We start from the raw sequence: 22,890 nt of genomic DNA, 5'->3' as shown, positions 1-22,890 counted from the left end.
CCCGTGTAGTGACGGGGAGAAGGGAAGCGCACCAACGCTGGCGACCCCCTCTCCCCGTTGTTCACGGGGAGAGGGTAAGGGTGAGGGGCGGTGCGACAGCACGTCGTTAGCCTCAGTCGAGCAGTTCGCGGCCCTCTTCATCGCTACGGCGCCTTGACCTCCATCATGCCGGTGGCGGTGCGGGCCGAATATTGCGGCCGGTACATATCCTCCACCGTCGCCGCCGGATGGGCGTAGGTGCCGGGCGTCACCGCGCGCACGACATAGGCCAGCGTGATGTTGCGGTCGCCGTCGCCCTCATTGGGGTTGAACGCTGCGACGAAACGGTCGTCGCGGAATTCGAGATGGGCGGCGTCGGTCTGGGCGAGCCAGGAGAAGTTCGACAATTGAGCACTGGAGACCAGGCCCGGATTGTCGATCTCGAAGCCTGCCGGCAACAGGTCGGTGATCAAGAGTCGCGAAGGCCATCTGTTCTGCTCGTAGATCTTGAGCACAACAACATAGCGTTCGTTCTGCGTCGCCTCGGTGACGTTGGCTTCAGTGCCATCGAGCTTGTAGTAGGTGCGGCCGATGGTGAAGCCGTCGCCGCTGGCCGGCAGCGGCTGGATCGGCGACGCCACGGTGGTGACGACGGCCTGCAGCGGGGTCTTGCCGGTGTTGGCGATGGCGAGCGGGCTGTCGACCAGGTCGCTGCCGTTGACCTGGTTGGAATAGCCGCCTGAATGCGGCGCGCCATTGACGGTCAGCGTGATCGAATCATTGCCTTCCTTCAGTGCACGGGCCGCCAGCAGCATCCAGGATTCGTCCTGGGTGCTGGTCCAGTCCGCTTCGGCGCGTTCCTTGGTCACCAACTTGATCAGCTCCGGCACGATCGTCGGCACCGGCTTCGATTCCGCCGCCAGCGCCAGCATCGCCGCGCCGTCACGTAGCGGCGAGCCGTAGTCGGAGCGGTAGTAATCGTAGTCGCTGGTCGACTTGGCGAGCTGCAGGGCGGTCTTGAACGTCGCTTCGGCGCGCGGCGTATCACCGTAGAGCGCCAGGCTCGCCGCCAGCTGGGCAACCGCCATCGGGCTGGAGAAGGCTTCGAGCTGGGTGTCGGCATAGTAGCGCAGGTCGCCGATCGAGGCCTTCTTGTTGCGAGCCAGGTCGTAGAGGGCGTAGGCGATCTCGCTGCCACGGTCCTGTACGCTCTGGTCGTAGCCCAGCGAGTTCTGCAGGTTGCTCAGCGCCTGGTTCATGGCCAGGCTCGGCACGTCGTATTTCTGCTCGCGCGCCCTGGTCAGGAAGTCGGTGACATAGGCGTCGAGCCAGAGATCGCCGGAGCCCGGGCCCCACAGGCCGAAGCTGCCGGCCGAGGCCTGGTAGCTCAGAACCTTGTAGATAGCATCCTGGATGCGGCCATGCAGGTCGGGGTCGCTGGCCATGCCGATGCCGGACGCCAATTCATTGACGTAGAGAAGCGGCATGGCGCGGCTGGTTGTCTGCTCGGCGCAACCATAGGGGTAGCGGTCGAGCGTCATCAAAAGCGACGGCACGTCGAAGGCTGCCGCTTGCGAAACGCCGACGCTGACGGAGGCGCCGTCGAGCAGGCTTGCCGCCAAGAGCTCCTTGTCGACGCGCAGCGCGCCGCCATTGCCCTTGAGGTCGACCACCAGGCGGGTGGTGACCGGCAATTGCGCCGGACGCACCGGCACATAGAGCGTCTGCTCGACGGCAGTGCCGTCGGTATGGGCAAGCTTGATGGTGATCGAGGCGTTGCCCGCCGTCTGTGCGATCAGCGGCACGGTCAGGGTCTGCCGCTTGCCCTTGGCCAGCGTCAGCTTTTCAGGCAGAGGCTTGTCGCCGGTCGACAGGTCGCCTGTCGTGTTTATCGACAGCGCATAGTCACCGGCCGGGCCATCGGTGTCGGCGACATCGAGGCGCATCACGGCGGCGTCACCAGGCGCCAGGAAGCGCGGCAGGCCGGCGGTGATGACCACCGGATCGCGCACGATGACGTCGGACTGGGCATGGCCGACCGCTTCCTTGGTCCAGGCGACAGCCATGACGCGCACGGTGCCGTTGAACTGCGGAATGTCGAAGTCGATCCGCGCCTTGCCGTCGGCATCGAGCTGAACCGGACCGGAGAAAAAGGCGACCAGCTTTTCGGTCGGCGGGCTACCTTGCGTCTGCATGTTGGCGCCGTCGCCGCCGGTCCTGAGCTTGCCGGTGTTACCCAGCGAGCCGTCGATCAGGCGGCCGTAGAGGTCGCGGATTTCCATGCCCAGCATGCGCTGGCCGAAGAACCAGTTTTCCGGGTCTGGCGCCTTGTAGTTGGTCAGGTTGAGGATGCCCACATCGACGGCGGCAACCATGACATAGGCATTGCTGCCCGGCTGCACGCCGGCCACCGCGACCGGGATCGACAGCTGCTGGCGCGGCATCGTCTTGTCCGGCGGCGTCAGGGTGACGGCGAGCTTCTTCGAGCCCGGATCGACCTTCAGCCATTTCACGCCGATGGCGCGGGCCGGCATGCGCGTCTCCTGCGCATCGCCAGGCCGGAACAGGGTTGCCGTGACATAGGCACCGGCGCCCCAGTCGTCGCCGACCGGGATGTCGACGGTGCTGCCGCCGGACGGCACGGTTGCCGTGACGGTCTTCAGCAGCTTGTCGGAGCCGATGTTGATCAGAAGTTCGCCGGCAAAATGCGGCGAGACCTTGAGCTTGGCCACTTCGCCAGCGGCATAGGTGTCCTTGTCGAGGGCGATCTCGAGGCCGTCAGGCGTTTCGGTGGTGGTCGAGGAGACGTACCAGCCGGCGTCGAACTCGTAGCTGGTCGCTGGTCCCTCGGGATCCGATGTCTCGACCTCGAGCCGGTACTGGCCCCAATCGACCGGCACGGAGACCGTTGCGTCGCCGTCGGCGCTGAGGTCGACCTGGCCGTTGGCGATCGACTTGGTGAAGGTGACCGGCTCGTAGTTCCAGGAGTTGTTGGAGCGGTACCACTGGTAATTGCGATCAACCTTGACCAGCGTCCATTGCGCGCCTTTCAGCGCCTCACGCTTGCCGTCGGGATCGACGGCGATCAGGCTGAACTTGGCCGTACCGCCTTGCGGCACTTCATTGTCGGCGAAATCCGGACGGATGCCGATCATATGGCCTTGCGGGCGGATGCCGATGTTGAGCGAACGCTCGATGGCGCGGCCGCCGGTTTCGCGCATGCGCACCGTCACCTTGGCGTCGACCAGCTTGGTGGTCGAGGGCAGTTGTTCAACGGAGACCGGGAAGGTCACCTTGCCGTCATCGCCAACCACCGGCAGATCGGTGAGGGGGGTGACCGTGGGTTCGGCCGACTGCTCGTCGGCGAGGCCGAACGAAAAGCCCTGGAAACGGTCCCAATCGCGGGACGTCGACAGCGTCAACTCACCTTCCAGTGCCAGGCCGGCCGCCGGCGCGCCATAGAGGAAGCGCCCGTCAATGTTGATGTTAGCGGTTTCGCCCTGCGCGATTTCCTGTTTGTCGGCGGTCATGTCGAATTCGATGCGATCCGGCACGAAATCCTCGACCAGGAACATCTGGCTGGCGACAGCCGGCTGCTTGGGATCGGTGTAGATCGACACCGACCAGGTGCCGCGCATGGCGTTGGGCTCGAGCGGCAGGTCGACGGCATGGCCGCCGGCGGATGCGCCGTCGCTGACGATGCGGCGGTCCTCGACGCCGTCGGGGCGCGAGAAGATGAAGGTCAGCGGCAGGTTCTCGACCGCCTTGGCGGCGCCATCGCGGGCAAGGGCCGCGACATGGACATCCTCGCCGGCGCGGTAGATGCCGCGCTCGGTCCAGGCATAGACGTCGAGCGCGCCGGGCGCCGGGCGCCCGGTGACGCCGCGGTCGGACAGGTCGAAGCCGGCCCGGCCCATGTCGAGGAAGACGAAATCATTATCGCCCTGCTTGGCCATCAGCACCGCCGGCACCATGCCGCCGTCGCCACGCGTCAGTCCAGGGTTGAAGACGGCGTGGCCGTCCGCATCCGTGGTCGCGGTGCCGAGAACCTCGTTGTTCCTGGCAACCAGCGTCAGTTCGGCGCCTGTAATGGGCTTGGCGCTGCCCAGCGAACGGGCAAAGACATTGAGGCCGTCCTGGCCGGTATAGGTCGACAGGCCGATGTCGGAGACGACGAACCATTGCGTGGCCATCGAGTTGTAGTCGTCGCTCTTGTCGTTGACGGCCTGGGCGGTCAGCACATAGACGCCGGGCTTGCGCTGCGGCAGCGCTTCGTCGACCGGGAAGGAGGTGGTGACCTCCTTGTTCAGATCATTGGCGATGTCGAGCTGGCCTTGCCAGACCGGCTCGCCCATCTGCTCGGAAATGTTGGAGATGTCATAGCTGTCGAGCTGGTGGAGGAACTGATAGCCCGACAGAAGCTGTGCCAGCGAACGGTCGCCGATGCGGTAGAGCTTCATTGCGGCGGCGTTCATGTTGACGGTGACGACCGGAATGCCGCGGCGCGCGCCGGCCGGCAGCACGAAGCTGTCGCCGGTGAAGCGGGCCGAGGGGGCCCGGTCCTGGACATAGATCGACAGCACCACGGGCGCGGCAGTCACCTCGCCGATGGCGGCCGGCAGGCCGGCGCGGAAGGTGACGTCGTAATGCTGGCCATGCTCCAGACCTTCGACGCAGATCTGCTTGTCCTTGGCCTCGACGCCCTTGGGCGGCGCGTTGTCGACGGTGACGAACTGGGCGTAGTCGACGCCGGTCTTGACCAGATCCTCGGAGAATTGCGCGCAGATGCGCGGCGCGCTGGTGTCGGCATCGACGGTGTGGTCGATGACGCGGAAACCCTTGCGGGCCTTCAGATCGGCGTAGTCGGCCTGGACCGCCGGCGAGGGTACCAGCGCAAGGCTGGCCTCATAGGCCTGCAGGGCCGGCCTATATAGATCACGCTTGTCGAGGCCGTTGCCGAGCAACGCCAGCACTTCGGCGCGCGTCTTGGTGGTGCGCAACAGCTTGTAGGCGTTGAAGGCGGCCGAAGTGCCGTTTGCCGGCAAAGTGGAGGCTTCGGAGGTGTTGGCGGCAGGCTGCACGGCCAGCGTTTCGCGCGCCAGGTTGAGCCAGAGCTGGCCATCATCGGGCATGACGGACACGGCGCCTTCATATCTCAGCATGGCGGAGCGGTGGTCGCCGGTAAGCACAGACTGCTCGGCGGCATTCGTCAGCGCCGTCAGCCCTTCGGTCGGCTTGATATAGGCCGGACCCAACAGCTTGTTGCGGTATTGCTGGGCCTGGTCGGCCATCCAGTTGGGGAAGAAGGCAAGTTCCGGCGGCGCGCCGATGTCGGGGTCGCCATCGATGTTGACGACCTTGCCGGCGACCGCGCCGTTGAAAGGCTTCAGCTGGTTGTAGTCGGATTTGAGGAAACACCATTTGGCCTTGGTATTGTAGGTGAAGGCGCGGCAGGCCGGATCGCCAAGACATGTCGTCTTGCACTGGTCGAGCGTGAGATTCTGGTCGGACCTGAGATCAAAGCCGAAATAATCGGAATTGTCTGTTGTCGCGATTCGCCGGGCCTCAGTCGCTTGCGCGACACCGCTCCAGGCTAAGACATTGGCCCAGGCAAAAAAGATAAGAATCAGGATCGACAGACCACGAGCCGCGCGCATTGCCATAACACCCTCCCAGACACTGCTGACGTCCAGGCATGATCAAGCATCAGTCAGGCTTGTCAACACAAGGACGCGGCAGGGTTCCGCCTGCCAACGGTTTCCTTTCCGGCCGATCGCCGGTAGTACCTCCATAGGACGGGGATCACGCTTTCTTGCGGCGACGCAGAAGGTGTGAATTCCAAGCCCGTCCTATTTCAGACAATTGGATTGTGGCCCCTTTACGAGCGCTTCAGAACTTCATTCCAATTTTAGTTTTTCAATCTAGGTTGTCTTAATGCCGGCGCATGAAGAGCAGATGTCAGGAGGTACCGCGCCAGGGCGTGTGCTTTCGCGCGCCCTGCTTTTGGCCATGCTCTGCTCGACCGCGCTTGTCGCCGAGGCCGGAAATGCTGTCGCTTTCGAGCTCTTCGGCATCAAGCTGTGGGGATCGTCGAAGGACGAGGACGCCGACATCGTCGATCCGCTGCGCTATGCCGTCACCATTTCCGCGCCCGATGCCGACAAGGATCTCGTCAAGAAGCTCGAAAACGCCTCGACGCTGAAAGGCGACGAGGAGCGTCCGGTTTCCGGCTCGCTCGGGCTGATGGCCAAGGCACGCAGCGACCGTGAACAGCTGATCGCCGCGCTCTATGCCGATGCCCGCTACGAAGGCGTCGTCACCATCACCATCGACGGCAAGCCGCTCGACGATTTGCCGCCCGATGCCGAATTCAAGGGTCCGCAGCCGGTCCCGGTGGTCATCGATATCGCCAGCGGGCCGAAATTCACTCTCGGCAATATCCGGCTGGAGGGCGACGCGGCGGGGCTGATGAGCGCCGACTATGGCCTGATAGCCGGCGGCGATGCCGGTTCCGGCGCCGTGCTCAAGGCCGAGGCGCTGATCGTGCGGGCGTTGAAGCAGGAGGGCAGGCCGCTGGCGAAGGTGACCGACCGCCAGATCGTCGCCGACCATGCCACCTCGACGCTCGACGTGACGCTGACGGTCGCCGCCGGGCCGGTCGCCGGCTATGGCGACACCACGGTGGAAGGCACCGATAAGGTCGACCGCGACTTCACCGAATACATGACCGGCCTCAAGCGCGGCCGACAATACTCGCCCGACGAGATCAGCGATGCGCGCGACCGGTTGCTGGCGCTCGAGGTGTTTAACAGTGTGACGTTCAAAGAGGCCGACAAGCTCGATGCCGACGGCAACATTCCAATCGGCGTCCAGGTCAGCGAGCGCAAGCCACGCTTTTTCGGTGTCGGCGGCACCTTCTCCAACACCGAGGGCCTCGGCCTGGAAGGCTATTGGGGCCACCGCAACCTGTTTGGCCGGGCTGAAAAGCTGCGCATCGACGGCGCCATCAGCGGCATCGGCAGCAATGATCTCAGCCAGCTCAACTACAATGCCGGCATTATGTTCGAAAAGCCGGGCGTGATCGGGCCGGCTTCAAAGTTCTTCGCTAGTTTCAAGACGGTGCTCGAACATCCGGACGCCTATGACCATTTCTCGGTCAAGGGCAGCACCGGCCTGTCGTACGAACTGACCAAGAAGCAGACGGTTTCGGCGGAAGTGTCGCTCGACTATTCCCGTATCCACGACGCTTTCGGCAAGCACAAATATCTGATCGCCAGCATCCCGCTGCAATATGTCTATGATAACCGTGACAACAGGCTGAACCCGACCAGCGGCTTCCGGGTGCTGGCCTATGCCGAGCCGAGCTACGACATTCTGAGCGGTGCGGCCTTCCTCAAGCTGAAGGGCGAGGGATCGGCCTATCAGTCGCTGGATTCGGCTTCGAAGTTCGTGCTGGCCGAGCGTGTCGCGGTTGGTTCGATCGTTGGCACAGGGCTTCAGAATGTGCCTGCCGACCGGCGCTTCTATTCCGGCGGCGGCGGTTCGGTGCGCGGCTACGCCTATCAGGGCATCGGCCCCAAGGATTTCACCGGCCAGCCGATCGGCGGTCTGTCCTTCTTCGAGACCTCGGTCGAAATGCGCATCGCGATCACCGACACGATAGGCATCGTGCCGTTCGTCGATGCCGGCACGGTGTCGACCAAATCGGTTCCCAATTTCTCCGACGTCAAGGTCGGCGCCGGTGTCGGTCTGCGCTATGTCACGCCATTCGGGCCGCTGCGCATCGACGCCGCCGTGCCACTGAACCGCGACCCCGGCGATCCGCATTTCGGCATCTATGCCGGCATCGGCCAGGCGTTCTGAGTGATGAAGATATTCAGGCGCATCCTTCGCATTGTCCTCTATACGCTGCTCATCGCGGTTGCCGGAGCGATCGGCGCGCTGGTGGTGCTGACCAAGACCGAGCGCGGACGCGACAATCTCGCCGGCATCATTTCGCGGCTGGCCTCGAGCGATGATCGCAAGGTCACGGTCAGCGGCATTGACGGCATCTGGTCGGGCGCGCTTAGCGTCGACCATGTCGTGCTGGAGGACCGTGAGGGCGCCTGGCTGGTGGCGCGCAAGGTCGCCGTCGACTGGTCGCCGCTGGCGCTGCTGTCGAAAAGCTTCAGTGCCGAGCGCATTGCGGCCGAGCGCATCGAACTGGCCCGGTTGCCGGTCGCCGGCACGCAGCCTGCGCAGAGCGGCGGCACGACGACGCTGCCGGTCTCGCTTGACATCAAGCAGATCGACCTTCCCGAAATCGCGCTCGGCCAGGATTTGGCCGGCAGCGGCATCGCCGAGCTTGCCGCCAAGGGGATGCTCAAGGCCGACGCCGCGCCGCTGGCGGTCGAGACGACGCTCAATGTCACCCGCCATGACGGTAAGCAAGGCAATGTCGACGCCAAAGTCCATTTCGCGCCAGCCGACAACAAGCTCGACCTCGATCTGAAGGCATCGGAGCCGGCGGGCGGTATCATCGCCAATCTGCTCAATTTGCCTGATGCGCCGCCGGTCGAGATCCTTGTCTCGGGAACGGGGCCGTTGGCCAACTGGAGCGGCATCGGTACCTTCGTTGTCGATGGCCAGATCGTCACCCAGCTCACCGGGCGCCATCAACTGACCGACAAGGGCAATCACGTCGAGGCCAAGGGCGACGGCGATTTCGCCCGCTTCCTGCCGGAGAATTTGAAGCCGCTGTTTGCCGGCAAGACCAGCTTCGATGTCGCCGGCACCACCACATCAGCCGGCGGTGTCAGTGTCGACAGGGCCAACATCGACAGCGATGCGGTGCACGGCACCGCATCCGGCATCGTCGATCCTGCCGGTGCCAGCGATCTCGCGGTCGAACTCGCCACCAAGGGCCCGCCTGTGGTGATCAGCGTCGGCAGCAAGGCGCAGCCGATCACGCTGGCGATCAACAACGCCACCGCACGCGCGTTCGGCGACGGCAAGACGCCGATCATCGACATCGGTGCCTCCTTCGCTTCAATCGTCGCCGGCGGCACGCGGCTGGACGATCTGGCGGCACAGATCCATTCCGACGGCTTCGATATCCAGAACCGCGCCGGGCCGGTCACCGTCAAGCTGGAGGCGGGCGGGCTCAAAACCGACGTGGCGACACTGGCGCCGCTGATCACCGGCAAGGTCGACGTCGATCTGGCCGGGTCGGTCAGTAAGGACGCCATTGCCATCGACCAGGGCACCTTGCGCTCCGACGCGCTCAACGCCTCGCTGACGGCGACGGTGGCACTTGCCGACCTGTCGATGCAGCTCAAGATGAATGCCGATGCGGTGGCGACTGCCTTGCCGCCGCAGATCAGCTCGGTGCTCGGCGCCCGGGTGAAATTCTCGGCCATTGCGACCCGCGATCCGCAGGGATCCTTCGCTGCCAACTCGATCTCATTCACCTCCGGCACGCTCAGCGCCAGCGGCACCGCCAGTGCGCAAGGCACGGACATCCAGGCCGACATCAAGGGCAGGCTGGGCGATGTTTCGGTGCTGTCGCCGATGGTCGGCGTACCGGTTGCCGGCGGCGTCGATTTCGCGCTTTCGGCAAGCGGCGCCAGGACAGCGCCGGATTTCACGGTCTCCGCCGACAGCGACAGCCTGACGGCCTCTGGCCGTACGGTGAGGACCATCAAGCTGACGGCAAGCGGCAAGGCCGACATCGCCAACCCCGCCGCCACTGTCTCGCTGACCGGTTCCGTCAACGACGAGCCGCTCGACATCAAGGCAGCGCTGGTGACGAGCGAGGGCAAGCGTTCGATCAATGGCTTCCTGGTGTCGCTCGGCGACAACAAGGTCTCGGGCGACCTCGCGCTGGATGACAAATTCATGCCTTTGGGCACGCTGACGCTCGACGCGCCCGCCATTGACCAATTGGCAGCGCTCGCCGGCCAGGCGGTGACGGGCGACATCGACGGCACCATCCGCTTCGCCAAGGATGGCGACGCGCCCTCCGTCGCGATCGACGCCAAGAGCACGTCGATCGCGCGCGGCGAGGTGACGGCCAAGGCCATCACCGTCAATGCGCTGATTGCCAATTATCTCAAGGCGCCGGCGATTGCCGGTTCGATCAAGGCCGATAGTGTCACCTCGGGCACCACGGAAATCGGCGGCATCGGCGTCGACCTCAAGCGCGACGGCGACTGGACCAATTTTACCGGCGGCGCGACCATATCGGGCATTCCGGCGACCGCTGCCGGCCGGGTCAAGGTCGCTGACGGCATCACCAGCGTCGAGATCGCTTCGGGCGAGGCCACCGTTCGCGGCATCAAGGCCGCGATCGCGCAGCCATCGACGTTGAGCATCGCCAATGGCACGACCAGCATCGAAAAACTGGCGCTCGATGTCGGTGGGGGCTCGGTGACGCTGTCCGGCACCGCCGGCCAGGCGCTCGACCTCGCGGCGCAATTCTCGGCTCTGCCGGCCGCTCTTGCCAATGATTTTTCGCCCGGCCTCGATGCCGTAGGTACGCTTGGCGGCACTGCGCAAGTGACCGGGTCGCCATCGGCGCCCGAGGTTCGGTTCAACGCACAACTGGCTGGCGTCGGAACCAGCCAGACCCGCCAGGCCGGGCTCGGGCCGCTCGCTGTCGATGCGGCCGGCAGCTACACAATGGCCGGCGGTGTCGCCCTCGACCATGCGACGCTCACCAGTGACAAGATTTCCGGCAAGGCGACGGGCACTCTCAACCCGAACGGTGCCAGCGATTTTGGTCTCGACCTCGCCTCGACCGGACCCAGCCTGCCGCTGACGCTGGGCAGCGCGGAAAGCCCGATCAAGCTCGAACTGCAGGCGCTGTCGTTGAAAGCTGCCGGGCAAGGCACGCAGCCGAGGCTCGACATTTCCGCGACGCTGCCCTCGGTCGCTACCAACCTGACCAAGGTCGAGGGCGTCGCGGTTGCGCTGCATTCCGATGCTTTCGATCTGAAGGCCCGGACGGGACCGATCTCCGGCACCGTGTCGGCCGACAGGATCGGCCTCGACAATCCAACCATCGCACCGCTGATCGCCGGCAAGGTCACGGCCAAGGTGGCCGGCAGCCTCGCCAAGGACGCCGTCACCATTGACAGCGGCTCGGTGACGAGCGATGCGCTGAACAGCGGTTTTAGCGGCCGGGTATCGCTGGCCGACGGCGCCATCGACCTCAATCTGAAAGCCGATGCGGCTTCCGCGGCACTGCCGGCCGCGGTGCGCGGCGTGCTTGCCGAACGCGCGGAATTGAGTGCTGCGCTGAAGCGCGATGCGTCGGGCAACGTCAATGTCGATGGATTGAAGCTGGCCTCCGGTGCGCTGACCGCCGAGGGGCAGGCCAGCCTTGCCGATAACAAGGTCGCCGCCGACATCAAGGGCGGGCTGAGCGATATTTCGCTGCTTTCGAAAGACGCCAAGGGCGCCATCGCCTTCGCCCTGAATGCGCAGGGCCCTGCCACCGCGCCCGATCTGTCGCTGACGGTCGACAGCGACCGGCTGCTGGTGGCGGCGCGCGAGATTACCGGGCTGAAGCTCACCGCCACCGGCAAGGCAGATGTCGCCAACCCGGCGGCGAACGTGCAGCTGACCGGCAATGTCGCCGGCCAGGCACTGCAGGGCAGTGCGGTCTTGGCGACGGCTAACGGCAAGAGCGCCATCAACGGCCTGCTGCTGTCACTCGGCCAGAACAGGATCTCCGGCGATCTGGCGCTGGACGGGAAGTTCGTGCCGGTCGGCACCATCGCGCTCGACCTGCCCGATATCGGCCCGCTCGCGGCGCTTGCGCTGGAAAAGGCGGAAGGCGACGTGCGTGGCACCATCGCTTTCTCGAAAAATGGCGCCGCACCGCAAGTCGCCATCAAGGCGGCGACGGCATCGATCTCGCGCGGCGATCTGCAGGCAAAGGCCGTTTCCATCGATGCGCTCATCGCCAACTATCTCGCGGCCCCGGTGATCTCCGGAAAGATCCGCGCCGACACCGTCACCTCCGGCGGCACCGTGATCAGCGGCATCAATGTGGATTTGAAGCGCGATGGCGACTGGACCGGCTTTTCCGGCGGCGCCACCGTCAAGGGTATTCCGGCGCAGGCCGCTGGCCGGGTGAAAGTGGCCAACGGCACGACGACCATCGAACTCGCTTCCGGCCAGGCGACCGTCCAGGGTATCAAGGCGGCCATCGCCCAGGCCTCGACCGTCAGCATTGCCAAAGGCACGACGACGCTGGACCGGTTGGTGCTCAACCTGGGCGGCGGCACGGCGACGGTGACCGGCAAGGTCGGCACTGCGCTCGACATCAATGCGACGCTGGCGCGGGTGCCTATGTCGCTTGCCAACAGTTTCTCGCAGGGCCTCGATGCCGCCGGTTCGATCTCGGGCACGGTGAAGGTGACGGGTGCGCCAGCGAGCCCCGCTGTTGCCTTCAACATCGACGCGACCGGCGTGCAGACGTCGCAGACCCGGGGTGCCGGTATCGGTGCGGTGGGTGTTTCTTCTTCCGGCACCTTCGCCGCCAACAAGCTGACCTTCAACGCCAATGTCAGTGATGGAGCCGGCCTTGGCCTCAAGGGCGGCGGCAGCGTGACGACGGCAGGCACGCCGGCGCTGGTGCTCGACTTCAATGGCGCCGTGCCCTTCGGCCTGCTCAGCCAGAAGCTCGCCGCGCAAGGGCTGTCGCTGTCTGGAACCGCCAATGTCAATGTGCAGGTGCGCGGTCCCGCGACATCGCCTGTCATCGGCGGCTCGGTCAGCACCTCCGGCGCGCGCCTGGTCGATGCGCGCTCGGGCCTCGCGGTCAACGATCTCGCCGCCGACGTGTCGATCGCCGGCGGCGTTGCCAGGGTCAACCGGCTGACCGGCACGCTGTCGACGCGCGGCAGCCTGTCGGCCAGTGGCACGGTTGGCATCAACCCGGCGCAAGGGTTTCCGGCCGATCTGTCGATCAAGCTGGTCGACGGCCGCTATACGGACGGCCGGGTGGTGACGGCCAATCTCGGCGGCGACCTGACAATCAAGGGACCGCTGACATCCGCACCGGTGATTGCCGGCACCATCAATCTCGCCAAGACGGTGATCACGGTTCCAGACAAGCTGCCAGGCTCGCTTTCGGCGCTCGACGTCAAGCACAAGAATGCGCCTGGCGCCGTGCGGGCGCAGGACAAGGCGCTGCGTCCGCCGACGACCAGCGGCGGTGGTGGCGGCAGCGGCCTCAACCTCGATGTCACGGTCAACGCGCCGAACCAGATCTTCATCCAGGGCAGGGGCGTTGATGCCGAACTCGGCGGCTCGCTCAGGCTGACCGGCCCGGCATCGTCGCCGCACGCGGTCGGCACCTTCACCCTGCAGCGCGGGCGGCTGTCGATCCTTGGCAAGCGGCTGACTTTCACCGAAGGTACAGTCGGCTTCTCCGGCTCGCTGGTGCCCTATCTCAATTTGACGGCGACAACGACGACGACCAGCACCACCGTCACCATCGTGGTGTCGGGCGAGGCGACCAATCCGAAATTCAGCTTCTCGTCGGTGCCGGCGCTGCCCGAGGACGAGGTGCTGGCGCAGCTGATCTTCGGCCGCTCGATGTCGAACCTGTCGCCGCTGCAGATCGCCCAGCTCGCCGAAGCGGCCGGGCAACTGGCCGGCGTCGGCGGCTCGACGTCGCTGCTTGAAAACCTGCGCAGCGCCATCGGCGTCGACGATCTAGATGTAACCACGGACGACAAGGGTGGCACGGCGGTTTCGGCCGGCAAGTATTTGAACGACCGCACCTATGTGACGATCCAGAAGGGCGACAAGCCGGGTTCCGGCAAGGCGACCATCGACCTCAATGTCGGGCGCGGTGTCAAATTGCGGGGCGAGGCCAGTGATGCCGGCGAAGCCAAGGGCGGCATCTTCTACGAGAAGGAATATTGATATTTCGATGGGGCTTTTGGCCCTATGGTGGCTCAAGGCTGGCGCTGTCCAGCCTTGAGTAAATGTCTCACTTTAATCGACTTTCGAGATTCCAGAGGAATCCGTAGGCAGTAGCAATTTTGCGCCAAGACTGTCGCTATCACGCGAACCGCTCCCTTTCCAAAGTTGCACATTCGCTAACATGTTCCCAATCCATGCCGTCTTTGACATCATGGCTCGGATGCGGAATGTTAAAAGGCGGAAAGCCAACAATGGGAGTTAAGTCATGACAATTTACAAGAGTAACAGCGATCGCGTTCCCGATCACATCCTCGCCATGGCCGCAGACGCCAAGGCAGGCAAGGTGGATCGCCGCGAATTCCTGGCCATGGCCAGCGTCTTCGGTGCATCGACGGCAATGGCTTACGGCTTGCTCGGCCTCGCCGACCCGACGCCGGCGAAGGCCGAAGAGGTAAAAGGCAAGAAGGGCGGTACGCTGAAGATCGCCCAGTGGATCAAGGATCCGAAGGACCCGCGCAAGGCCGACTGGTCGGAAATCGCCAATGCCGAGCGCCAGGCGCTCGAGCCGCTGGTCAAGTACACCACCGAATACACGTTCCGTCCCTATCTGCTGGAGAGCTGGGACGTGAACGACGACGCCACCGAATACACACTGCATGTGCGCAAGGGCGTGACCTGGTCGAACGGCGATGCATTCACCGCCGACGACGTGATCTTCAACCTCAAGCGCTGGGGCGACAAGAAAGCCGAAGGCAACTCCATGCCAGGCCGTCTCGGCTCGCTGGTCAAGGACGATAAGCTGGACGAAAGCGCCGTGACCAAGGTCGACGATATGACTGTCAAGCTGAAGCTGGGCAAGGCCGATATCGCGCTCATCCCGAACCTGTGCGACTATCCGGGCCTCATCGTTCACAAGAGCTTCGACGAGAAGGGCGGCGACTTCAAGGCCTGCCCGATCGGCACCGGTCCGTTCGAACTCGTCTCTTACGATGTCGGCCAGAAAGTGGTTTACAAACGCCGCGAAGACAACAAGTGGTGGGATGGCGAGGTCTTCCTCGACGGCGTCGAGTTCATCGACTACGGCACCGATCCGGCGGCGATGGTCAGCGCCTTCGAAGCCGGCGAAATACACACCAACTACGAAACCTCGGCCGACTATGTGTCGATCCTCGACGGCATGGATCTGGTGAAGTCCGAGGTGGTCACCGCGGCGACCATCGTCTGCCGCACCAACGTGACCAACAAGCCTTACGAGAACCAGAAGGTGCGTCAGGCGCTGCAACTCGGCGTCGACAACGCTGTCGTCCTCCAGCTCGGTTACGGCAATGCCGGGACTGTCGCCGAGAACCACCATGTCTGCGCGATTCACCCGGAATATTACGAATTGCCGAAAATCGCGCGCGACCCCGCCAAGGCAAAGGCCCTTATGGCGGAATCCGGCCATGCCGATTTCGAGCATGAACTGATCACGGCCGACGAGGACTGGAACAAGAACACCGGCGATGCGATTGCCGCTCAGCTGCGCGACGCCGGTATCAAGGTGAAGCGCACGGTGCTGCCGGGCTCGACTTTCTGGAACGACTGGACCAAGTATCCGCTGTCGATGACCACCTGGAACATGCGGCCGCTCGGCGTCCAGGTTCTGGCGATCGGCTACCGCACCGGCGAAGCTTGGAACGAGACAGCTTGGTCGAATCCCGATTGGGATGCCAAGCTCAACGCCGCGCTTTCGGTCGCCGACGCCGCCAAGCGCAAAGAGATGATGAAGGACATCCAGCAGACCCTGCAGGATTCCGGCATCATCATCCAGCCCTTCTGGCGCAAGCTCTACAGTCACTCGGTCAAGGCGGTGCAGAACTACAAGATGCACCCGACATACGAGCGCGACTACGGCAAGGTCTGGCTCGAGCAGGCTTGATCGCACGGATCGGGGAAAGGGACGTCAGTCCCTTTCCCCCCGCTCTTTGCATCGTCCGCCCCTGTTGGTCCGCGCTTCTCAAAAAAGTTGCGGACTCCCAGGCAAGGTCGTGCAACAAAAACAGGGTTGATCGCATCCGAAGGCCTGTTTGACAGCCAGCCCCGCCGGTCACGGCAGGGTTGGCTTTCATAGCCGGCTCAAACCCCAAACCCATCGGCAGGGGACCGCCATGCTTTCGTTCGTTATCAGGCGCTTGGGCACCATGGCATTGACGATGCTGTGCCTGACGATCATCGTCTTCTTCCTGATCAACCTCGATCCAAATTTGAAGAAGCTGGCGATCAGCCAGACCGAAATGCATACATCCGCCGAGCAGCTCGAAAGTTGGCTGGCGGAACACGGCTACCGCCAGAATTTCTTCGTCCGCTACGGCCAGTGGCTCGGCGTGATGCCCAAGCAGCCGGTGACCGACCCGGCGACGGGGAAGCCCGTACAGCGCTTCTCCTTCTGCAACGATCCGGTCGTGCCGACATTCTCCGGCGTCCTGCAAGGCGATTTCGGCTGCTCGACCAAGTTCAAGACGGCAGTGGCGTCAAAGCTGTTTCCTGCGCTTAGCGCCACCGGCATCCTGATGTTCTGGGTGCTGGCGGTCATGGTGCCGATCTCGCTGCTGATCGGCATTCTGGCCGGCATGCGCGAAGGGTCGCGAACCGACCGCGTGCTTTCGGTGGCCTCGATCGCCTCGACGGCGACACCCGAATATGTGTCGGGCGTCATCTTCACCGTCATCTTCGCCTCCTGGCTTGGCTGGCTGAACGGCTCGGCGGCTTCGGCCAGCCAGGGCATCACCTTCTACAATTTCACGCTGCCGGTGATGACGCTGGCGATCTACGGCATCGGCTACATCGCCCGCATGACGCGCGCTTCGATGGTCGAGGTGATGACGCAGCAATATATCCGGACCGCCCGATTGAAGGGTCTCTCCTTCGGTAGCGTGGTGGTGAAGCACGCGCTGCGCAATGCGCTGATCGCGCCGTTCACCGTCATCATGCTGCAGTTTCCCTGGCTGCTCACCGGCGTCGTCATCGTCGAGGTGATGTTTCGCTACCAGGGCTTCGGCTACACGCTGGTCGAGGCGGCCGGCAACAACGACATCGACCTTTTGCTCGGCTGCTCGCTGGTTTCGGTGTTCATCGTCTTGATCACGCAGCTCATTTCCGATGTCGGCTACGCGTTTCTCAATCCGCGTATCAGAGTTCAGTAGGGGGCGAAGCGGATGCCGGTCCAATACATCAGTGCCTTCACCGTCGTTCTCGAAGTGCTGTCGCGCTTCTGGCCGGTCTGGATCGCGCTCCTCATCGTCATGGGAGCGAGCTTCGCCTACAAGAAGAAGCTGGCGCTCTACGGCCAGCTGTTCGACAGCGGTGTCGGTATCGTCGGTGTCGGCATCTGCCTGTTCTGGCTGTTCACGGCGATCTTCGCCGCGAGCATCTCGCCTTTTGATCCGTTGGCCCAGGTCCCCATCATGAAGGACGTGCTGCCGGGCGCTATCGAGCCGCAATCGGGGCTGACCTATCTCTTCGGCGGCGACAAGCTGGCGCGCGACGTGTTTTCGCGCATGGTCTATGGCAGCCAGATCGTGCTGATCATTGCGCCTGCCGCGACGGGTTTCGCGCTGATGGTCGGTATCACGCTCGGCCTGCCCGCGGGCTACTACGGCGGCAAGATCGACACGGTGCTGTCGTTCCTGGCCAATCTGGTGCTGGCGTTCCCGGTGATCCTGTTGTTCTACCTGCTGGTGACGCCGGGCATCATGGACACGCCGATCCCCTATGGCATGGCCGGCGTGTTCTTCCTGTTCCCGATCATCTTCTTCAGCGTGCTGTTCTGGACGCGCTACAAGAACCGACCCGACCGGCTCTACATCCTGCTCGGCATCACCTTGATCGTCGGCGGTTGGATTTACCTTGGCCTCGTATTCGACAAAGACCCGCTGAAGATCGTGCACATCGACCCCAACCAGCTCAACATCTTCGTGGCGGTGGTGTTCGCCTCCAGCCCCGGTGTGTTCCGCATCGTGCGCGGCCTAGTGATGGACATCAAGACGCGTGACTATGTGGCGGCGGCGCAGACGCGCGGTGAATCGCCCTGGTACATCATGCTGTGGGAGATCCTGCCCAATGCGCGCGGGCCGCTGATCGTCGATGCCTGCCTGCGCATCGGCTACACCACCATCCTGCTCGGCACGCTCGGCTATTTCGGCCTCGGCCTGGCGCCGGAAAGCCCGGACTGGGGCACTGCGATCAAGGATGCCAGCCGGCTGCTGCGCTCCTTCATCCACCCGGCGCTGCCGCCGACTATCGCACTGATGTCGTTCGTGCTGGGCTTGAACCTGCTGGCCGACTCGCTGCGCGAACAATCGATGAAAGACTGATCTGGGGTTTCGACCCGACGCGAAATAGCACGTGCCTGAAAAACCAAGGATTGGAGCGACCCATGAATGAGGCAGTTCGAAATCCCGCAGAGCCGATCATCGAGATCGAGAACCTGTCGATCTCCTTCTTTACCCGCAAGGGCGAGATCCCGGCCGTCATGGATTTTTCCTGCACGGTCATGCCGGGCGAGGCGATGGGCATCGTCGGCGAATCCGGCTGCGGCAAGTCGACCGTGTCGCTCGGCATCATGCGCGACCTCTCCAACATCGGAAAGATCGTCGGCGGCAGGATCAAATTCCAGGGCAAGGACATGGGCGAGCTCTCCGACGAGGAGCTGCGCGCCATCCGCGGTAACAAGATCGCCATGATCTACCAGGAGCCAATGGCGAGCCTCAATCCGGCGATGAAGGTCGGCCAGCAGTTGATGGAAGTGCCGCTGATCCACGACAAGGTGTCGAAGGAAGAGGCCTATAAACGCGCGCTCGAAATGGTGCGCTCGGTCAAGCTGCCCGATCCCGAGCGCATAATGCGATCCTATCCGCATCAGCTCTCCGGCGGCCAGCAGCAGCGCATCGTCATTGCCATGGCGCTGCTGTCGAAGCCGGCGCTGCTTTTGCTCGACGAGCCGACGACGGCGCTCGACGTGACGGTGGAGGCGGGCATCGTCGACCTGGTCAAGGGGCTCGGCGAGAAGTTCGGCACATCGATGATCTTCGTGTCGCACAATCTCGGCCTGATCCTGGAGACCTGCGACCGCATCACGGTGATGTATTCGGGCGAGGCGGTGGAGACCGGCAAGATCAAGGACGTGTTCGACCGGATGCGCCATCCCTACACGCAAGGGCTGTTCCGCTCGATCCCGCTGCCCGGCGCCGACAAGAACTCGCGGCCACTGATCTCCATCCCAGGGCAATTGCCGCTGCCGCATGAGCGGCCGAAGGGCTGCAATTTCGGCCCGCGCTGCCACCATTTCGTCGAGGGCGTCTGCAACGCCGCCGAAATCCCGATGATCGAGGTCGCGGGCCACGAAGGCCATTTCTCGCGCTGCGTGCGCTTCAACGAGATCGACTGGGAGGCGCTGCCGCCTGGCGCCAAGAAGGTCAATGAGCGCGTGGTGCCCGGCGCGCCGGTGCTCAAGATCGAGGATCTGAGAAAATACTACAAGGTCGGCGGCAGCGAGGTGTTCGGCTCGAGCGAAGGCCGCGTCGTCAAGGCCAACGAGACGATCTCGTTCATGGCGCGCGAATCCGAGACGGTCGCCATCGTCGGCGAATCCGGCTGTGGAAAGTCGACGCTGGCCAAGGTGCTGCTCGGGCTGGAGACGGCAAGTGCCGGCACTGTGACGCTGGGCAACAAGGAAATCCAGTCGACCGGCATCGAGAGCCGCAGCGTCGAAACCGTGTCGTCGATCCAGATGGTGTTCCAGAACCCGTTCGACACGCTCAATCCCAGCCATTCGGTCGGTTCGCAGATCATCCGCACGCTGGAGAAATTCAATGTCGGCAAGACGGTCGCCGACCGCCGCAAGCGCATGCTGGAACTGCTCGACCTGGTGAAGCTGCCGCGGGCGTTCGAGACCCGCAAACCGCGCCAGTTGTCCGGCGGCCAGAAGCAGCGCATCGGCGTGGCGCGCGCCTTTGCCGGCGACGCCAAGGTGGTGGTGGCCGACGAGCCGGTCTCGGCGCTCGACGTGTCGGTGCAGGCGGCGGTGACCGAACTCTTGATGGATATCCAGCGCAAGAACAAGACGACGATGCTGTTCATCAGCCACGACCTGTCCGTCGTGCGCTACATCGCCGATCGCGTCGTCGTCATGTATCTCGGCTATATCGTCGAGCAGGGCACGACCGACCAGATCTTCGCACCACCCTATCACCCCTATACCGAGGCGCTGCTGTCGGCGATCCCGATTGCCGACACCAGCGTGGTGAAGCGGCACATTGTGCTGGAGGGCGACATTCCATCGGCGATGAACCCGCCATCGGGCTGTCCGTTCCAGACCCGCTGCGGCTACAAGAAGCTGGTGCCGGACAATCTGTGCGAGACCAAGGTGCCGCCGGTCAAGCATCTCGGCGACGGCCATATGAGCCTGTGCTGGCTGGCCGACGACGTGCTGGCCAAGATGGAGCCGGTGATCAAGTTCGATAAGGAGCATGCCGCGCATGAGGGCGTGCCGGAAGACGCGCCGCCTGTTCCGGGGGCGTCCACGCCCAAGCCTCCACGCGGCAAAAAGCCGAACTGACGGGCGCAGCCGGAGTCAGCGCAGCGGCGTGATCAGCTGCCGCATTGGCTCAGCTGCTGCGCATAATCCCGCGCCATCTTTTCGGTGGCCCGCGCATAGCCCTGCACGCCGGCATCGCCGCGGTTGCCGCGGCCATAGGCGGTCCAGCCGAGATAGTAGGCGAGATAGAGATTGTAGGTGTCGTTGCGGGCGACGCCATATGTGTCTGCTGTCTTGGAATGATACCAGCCGACGAAATCGACGGCGTCGGCAAATTTGGTCCGCCGCGCCGCCCAGTTGCCGGTCTCCCTCTGATATTGCGACCAGGTGCCGTCCAGCGCCTGTGAGAAGCCGGTGGCCGACGAGACATGTTTCCACGGAATGAAGCCGAGCAGCTTGGTGCGTGGCGGCCGGGCGTTGCTCTTGAAGCCGGATTCCTTGCGCACCGTCGCCATCAGCACGGGAACCGGCACGCCGTATTTCTGCTGCGTGCGCTCGGCGGCCGACTGCCAGTTGTCGAACCAGCCGTCGTTCTGGTCGAAGACGGCGCAGACATTGTTGATGTGACTGGGCGCAGTCGCGCAGGCCGAAAGCGCCAGCAGCACGCAAACCGCACCAATTTTACTAAAACTCGAACTACGCATTGGAGGAGCAATAGACCGAAAACATAAAAGGAATCTTGCTGCGTCCGTTAACGCTTCATCGGCGCATTCGCTTGAGGAATCCTGTACCAATAATTCGACGCATTTCGTCGCTTTTTCTAAACAGATATTGTAGAAATGCCGCCGTGGCTAAAATCACGCCCGCAAACGGCGTATTTCTGACAGCTTGCCAGGTTTGCCGGGGCTTTGATATCAGGCATGAACGAACCAAGACGCAAGCGCGGCGCCGAGCGCACCAGCAACAGGGGGCCGTCAGCCATCCCGCAATTGCCGCTCAGGCGCGTGACCAATCCCTATCCGCCGATGGCAATGCTCTCGCCCGACCAGATCGAGCAGATCCATCAGGCGTCGATGCACATCTTGGAGAATTTCGGCATCGAGGTGATGAGCCCGCGGGCGCTGTCGCTGTTCGAGAAGGCCGGCGCCACGGTCGATCATGCCTTAGCGAATGTCCGCATCGATCGCGGCCTGGTCACCGAGGCGCTGAAGACCACCCAGTCCAATTATACGCTGACGCCGCGCAACCCGGCCAACGCCGTCCATCTCGGCGGCAACACCATCAATTTCACCCTCGTCGCCGGGCCGCCCAATGTGCATGACATGGAGCGCGGCCGCCGCGCCGGCAATCTGCGCGACTACGGGGATCTCACCCGGCTGGCGCAGCATTTCAACTGCATCCACATGCTCGGCAACCAGGTCTGCGCGCCGGTGGAGCTGCCGGCGAATTCCCGTCATCTCGACACCTACTTCACCAATCTGACGCTGACCGACAAGAGTTTCCATGTCTCGGCGATCGGCCGGGGCAGGGCGCTGGACGGCATCGAGATGATGGCGATCGCGCGCGGGCTGACGCTGGACCAGATGCGCGACGATCCCGGGATCACCACCATCATCTCGGTCAACTCGCCGCGTCGCTTCGACGAGATGATGGCCGAGGGGCTGATGACCATGGCCGAGTTCGGTCAGTCGGTGGCGGTGACGCCGTTCACGCTGATGGGGGCGATGAGCCCGGTGACGCTGGCTGGCGCGCTGGCGCAGCAGAATGCCGAGGCGCTGTTTGGCGTGGTGCTGACGCAGCTGGTGCGGCCCGGCGCGCCGGTCATGTATGGCGCCTTCACCTCCAATGTCGACATGAAGTCGGGGGCGCCGGCCTTCGGCACGCCGGAGAATACCAAGGCCAACATCGCGTCGGGGCAACTGGCGCGGCGCTATAATCTGCCCTACCGCACGACGCCAGGTTCGGCCTCCAACGCCGCCGATGCGCAAGGCGCCTATGAGACGCTGATGGCGCTGTGGGGCGCCGTGCTCGGCCATGGCAATCTCGTCTACCACGCCGCCGGCTGGCAGGAGGGCGGGCTGACGGCATCGTTCGAAAAACTCATCATCGATGTCGAGATGATCCAGCACATGATGGAGTTCCTGCGCCCGATCGAGGTCAACGAGGCCGAGCTTGCCGTCGAGGCGCTGGGCGCGGTGCCGACTGGTGGCCATTTCTTCGGCGAGCCGCACACACTCGAGCGCTACGCCACCGCGTTCTACCAGCCAATGCTGTCAAACTGGCAGAATTACGAAGCCTGGCAAGAGGCCGGTGGGCTTGACGCCACTGCGCGCGCGACGCGGCTGTGGAAGAAGGCGCTTGAGGATTACGTCGAGCCGGTAATGGATATTGCCGTGCGCGAGGCGCTGGAGGCCTACATGGCCAAGCGCAAGGAAACGATCGGGCAGGGCGAGCCGTGATGCCTCCCATTTCGGTTC

General features: G+C 63.8%; 9 protein-coding genes. 7 read left to right on the top strand and 2 right to left on the bottom strand.

The window, feature by feature from the left end; all coding sequences use genetic code 11:
• Positions 1-143: 143 nt before the first annotated feature.
• Positions 144-5,642, bottom strand: a complete 5,499-nt coding sequence (locus ACFFNA_RS03045; RefSeq protein ID WP_111543583.1) for an alpha-2-macroglobulin family protein — start codon at positions 5,640-5,642, stop codon at positions 144-146.
• Between the two features lie 271 nt (positions 5,643-5,913).
• Here ACFFNA_RS03045 and ACFFNA_RS03040 point away from each other — a divergent pair, with 271 nt between their 5' ends.
• The 6 genes from ACFFNA_RS03040 to ACFFNA_RS03015 all read left to right on the top strand — a co-directional run bounded on the left by ACFFNA_RS03040 (position 5,914) and on the right by ACFFNA_RS03015 (position 20,494).
• Entirely contained in the window at positions 5,914-7,842 is a 1,929-nt protein-coding gene (locus ACFFNA_RS03040) for an autotransporter assembly complex protein TamA (protein ID WP_111543584.1), read from the top strand.
• Between the two features lie 3 nt (positions 7,843-7,845).
• On the top strand, positions 7,846-13,899 hold the full coding sequence (locus ACFFNA_RS03035) for a translocation/assembly module TamB domain-containing protein (protein ID WP_378915476.1): 6,054 nt from the start codon (positions 7,846-7,848) through the stop codon (positions 13,897-13,899).
• 265 nt (positions 13,900-14,164) lie between these two features.
• A complete protein-coding gene (locus tag ACFFNA_RS03030) occupies positions 14,165-15,817 on the top strand; it encodes an ABC transporter substrate-binding protein (RefSeq protein ID WP_111543586.1) in 1,653 nt (550 codons plus the stop codon).
• 229 nt (positions 15,818-16,046) lie between these two features.
• The gene (locus tag ACFFNA_RS03025; RefSeq protein ID WP_111543587.1) at positions 16,047-17,081 is read left to right on the top strand and encodes an ABC transporter permease; all 1,035 of its coding nucleotides are present in this window, start codon (positions 16,047-16,049) and stop codon (positions 17,079-17,081) included.
• Between the two features lie 12 nt (positions 17,082-17,093).
• Positions 17,094-18,251 carry an ABC transporter permease gene (locus ACFFNA_RS03020; RefSeq protein ID WP_111543588.1) on the top strand — a complete coding sequence of 386 codons (1,158 nt, stop codon included), beginning with the start codon at positions 17,094-17,096 and terminating at the stop codon, positions 18,249-18,251.
• A gap of 62 nt (positions 18,252-18,313) precedes the next feature.
• Positions 18,314-20,494 (top strand): dipeptide ABC transporter ATP-binding protein, encoded by a 2,181-nt coding sequence (locus tag ACFFNA_RS03015; protein WP_378915473.1) that lies wholly within the window; start codon positions 18,314-18,316, stop codon positions 20,492-20,494.
• Between the two features lie 32 nt (positions 20,495-20,526).
• Here the strand turns inward: ACFFNA_RS03015 and ACFFNA_RS03010 are convergent, their stop codons facing one another.
• Positions 20,527-21,117: a transglycosylase SLT domain-containing protein gene (locus tag ACFFNA_RS03010; RefSeq protein ID WP_111543590.1), complete on the bottom strand. Its 591-nt coding sequence runs from the start codon at positions 21,115-21,117 to the stop codon at positions 20,527-20,529.
• Between the two features lie 216 nt (positions 21,118-21,333).
• On the opposite strand from ACFFNA_RS03010, the gene ACFFNA_RS03005 reads away from it, so the two are divergent.
• Positions 21,334-22,872 (top strand): trimethylamine methyltransferase family protein, encoded by a 1,539-nt coding sequence (locus tag ACFFNA_RS03005; protein ID WP_378915471.1) that lies wholly within the window; start codon positions 21,334-21,336, stop codon positions 22,870-22,872.
• Positions 22,873-22,890 lie beyond the last annotated feature (18 nt).

This window comes from Mesorhizobium kowhaii (assembly GCF_042431665.1).
GTDB lineage: Bacteria > Pseudomonadota > Alphaproteobacteria > Rhizobiales > Rhizobiaceae > Mesorhizobium > Mesorhizobium kowhaii.
Note: the sequence above shows the minus strand (reverse complement) of the source record. Positions and strands in the feature narration are given on the sequence as shown.

Coding starts and splice junctions, on each gene's coding strand:
- ACFFNA_RS03015 (WP_378915473.1), top strand. CDS start 18,314: ATGAATGAGGCAGTTCGAAATCCCGCAGAGCCGATCATCGAGATCGAG.
- ACFFNA_RS03020 (WP_111543588.1), top strand. CDS start 17,094: ATGCCGGTCCAATACATCAGTGCCTTCACCGTCGTTCTCGAAGTGCTG.
- ACFFNA_RS03005 (WP_378915471.1), top strand. CDS start 21,334: ATGAACGAACCAAGACGCAAGCGCGGCGCCGAGCGCACCAGCAACAGG.
- ACFFNA_RS03010 (WP_111543590.1), bottom strand. CDS start 21,117: ATGCGTAGTTCGAGTTTTAGTAAAATTGGTGCGGTTTGCGTGCTGCTG.
- ACFFNA_RS03040 (WP_111543584.1), top strand. CDS start 5,914: ATGCCGGCGCATGAAGAGCAGATGTCAGGAGGTACCGCGCCAGGGCGT.
- ACFFNA_RS03035 (WP_378915476.1), top strand. CDS start 7,846: ATGAAGATATTCAGGCGCATCCTTCGCATTGTCCTCTATACGCTGCTC.
- ACFFNA_RS03025 (WP_111543587.1), top strand. CDS start 16,047: ATGCTTTCGTTCGTTATCAGGCGCTTGGGCACCATGGCATTGACGATG.
- ACFFNA_RS03030 (WP_111543586.1), top strand. CDS start 14,165: ATGACAATTTACAAGAGTAACAGCGATCGCGTTCCCGATCACATCCTC.
- ACFFNA_RS03045 (WP_111543583.1), bottom strand. CDS start 5,642: ATGGCAATGCGCGCGGCTCGTGGTCTGTCGATCCTGATTCTTATCTTT.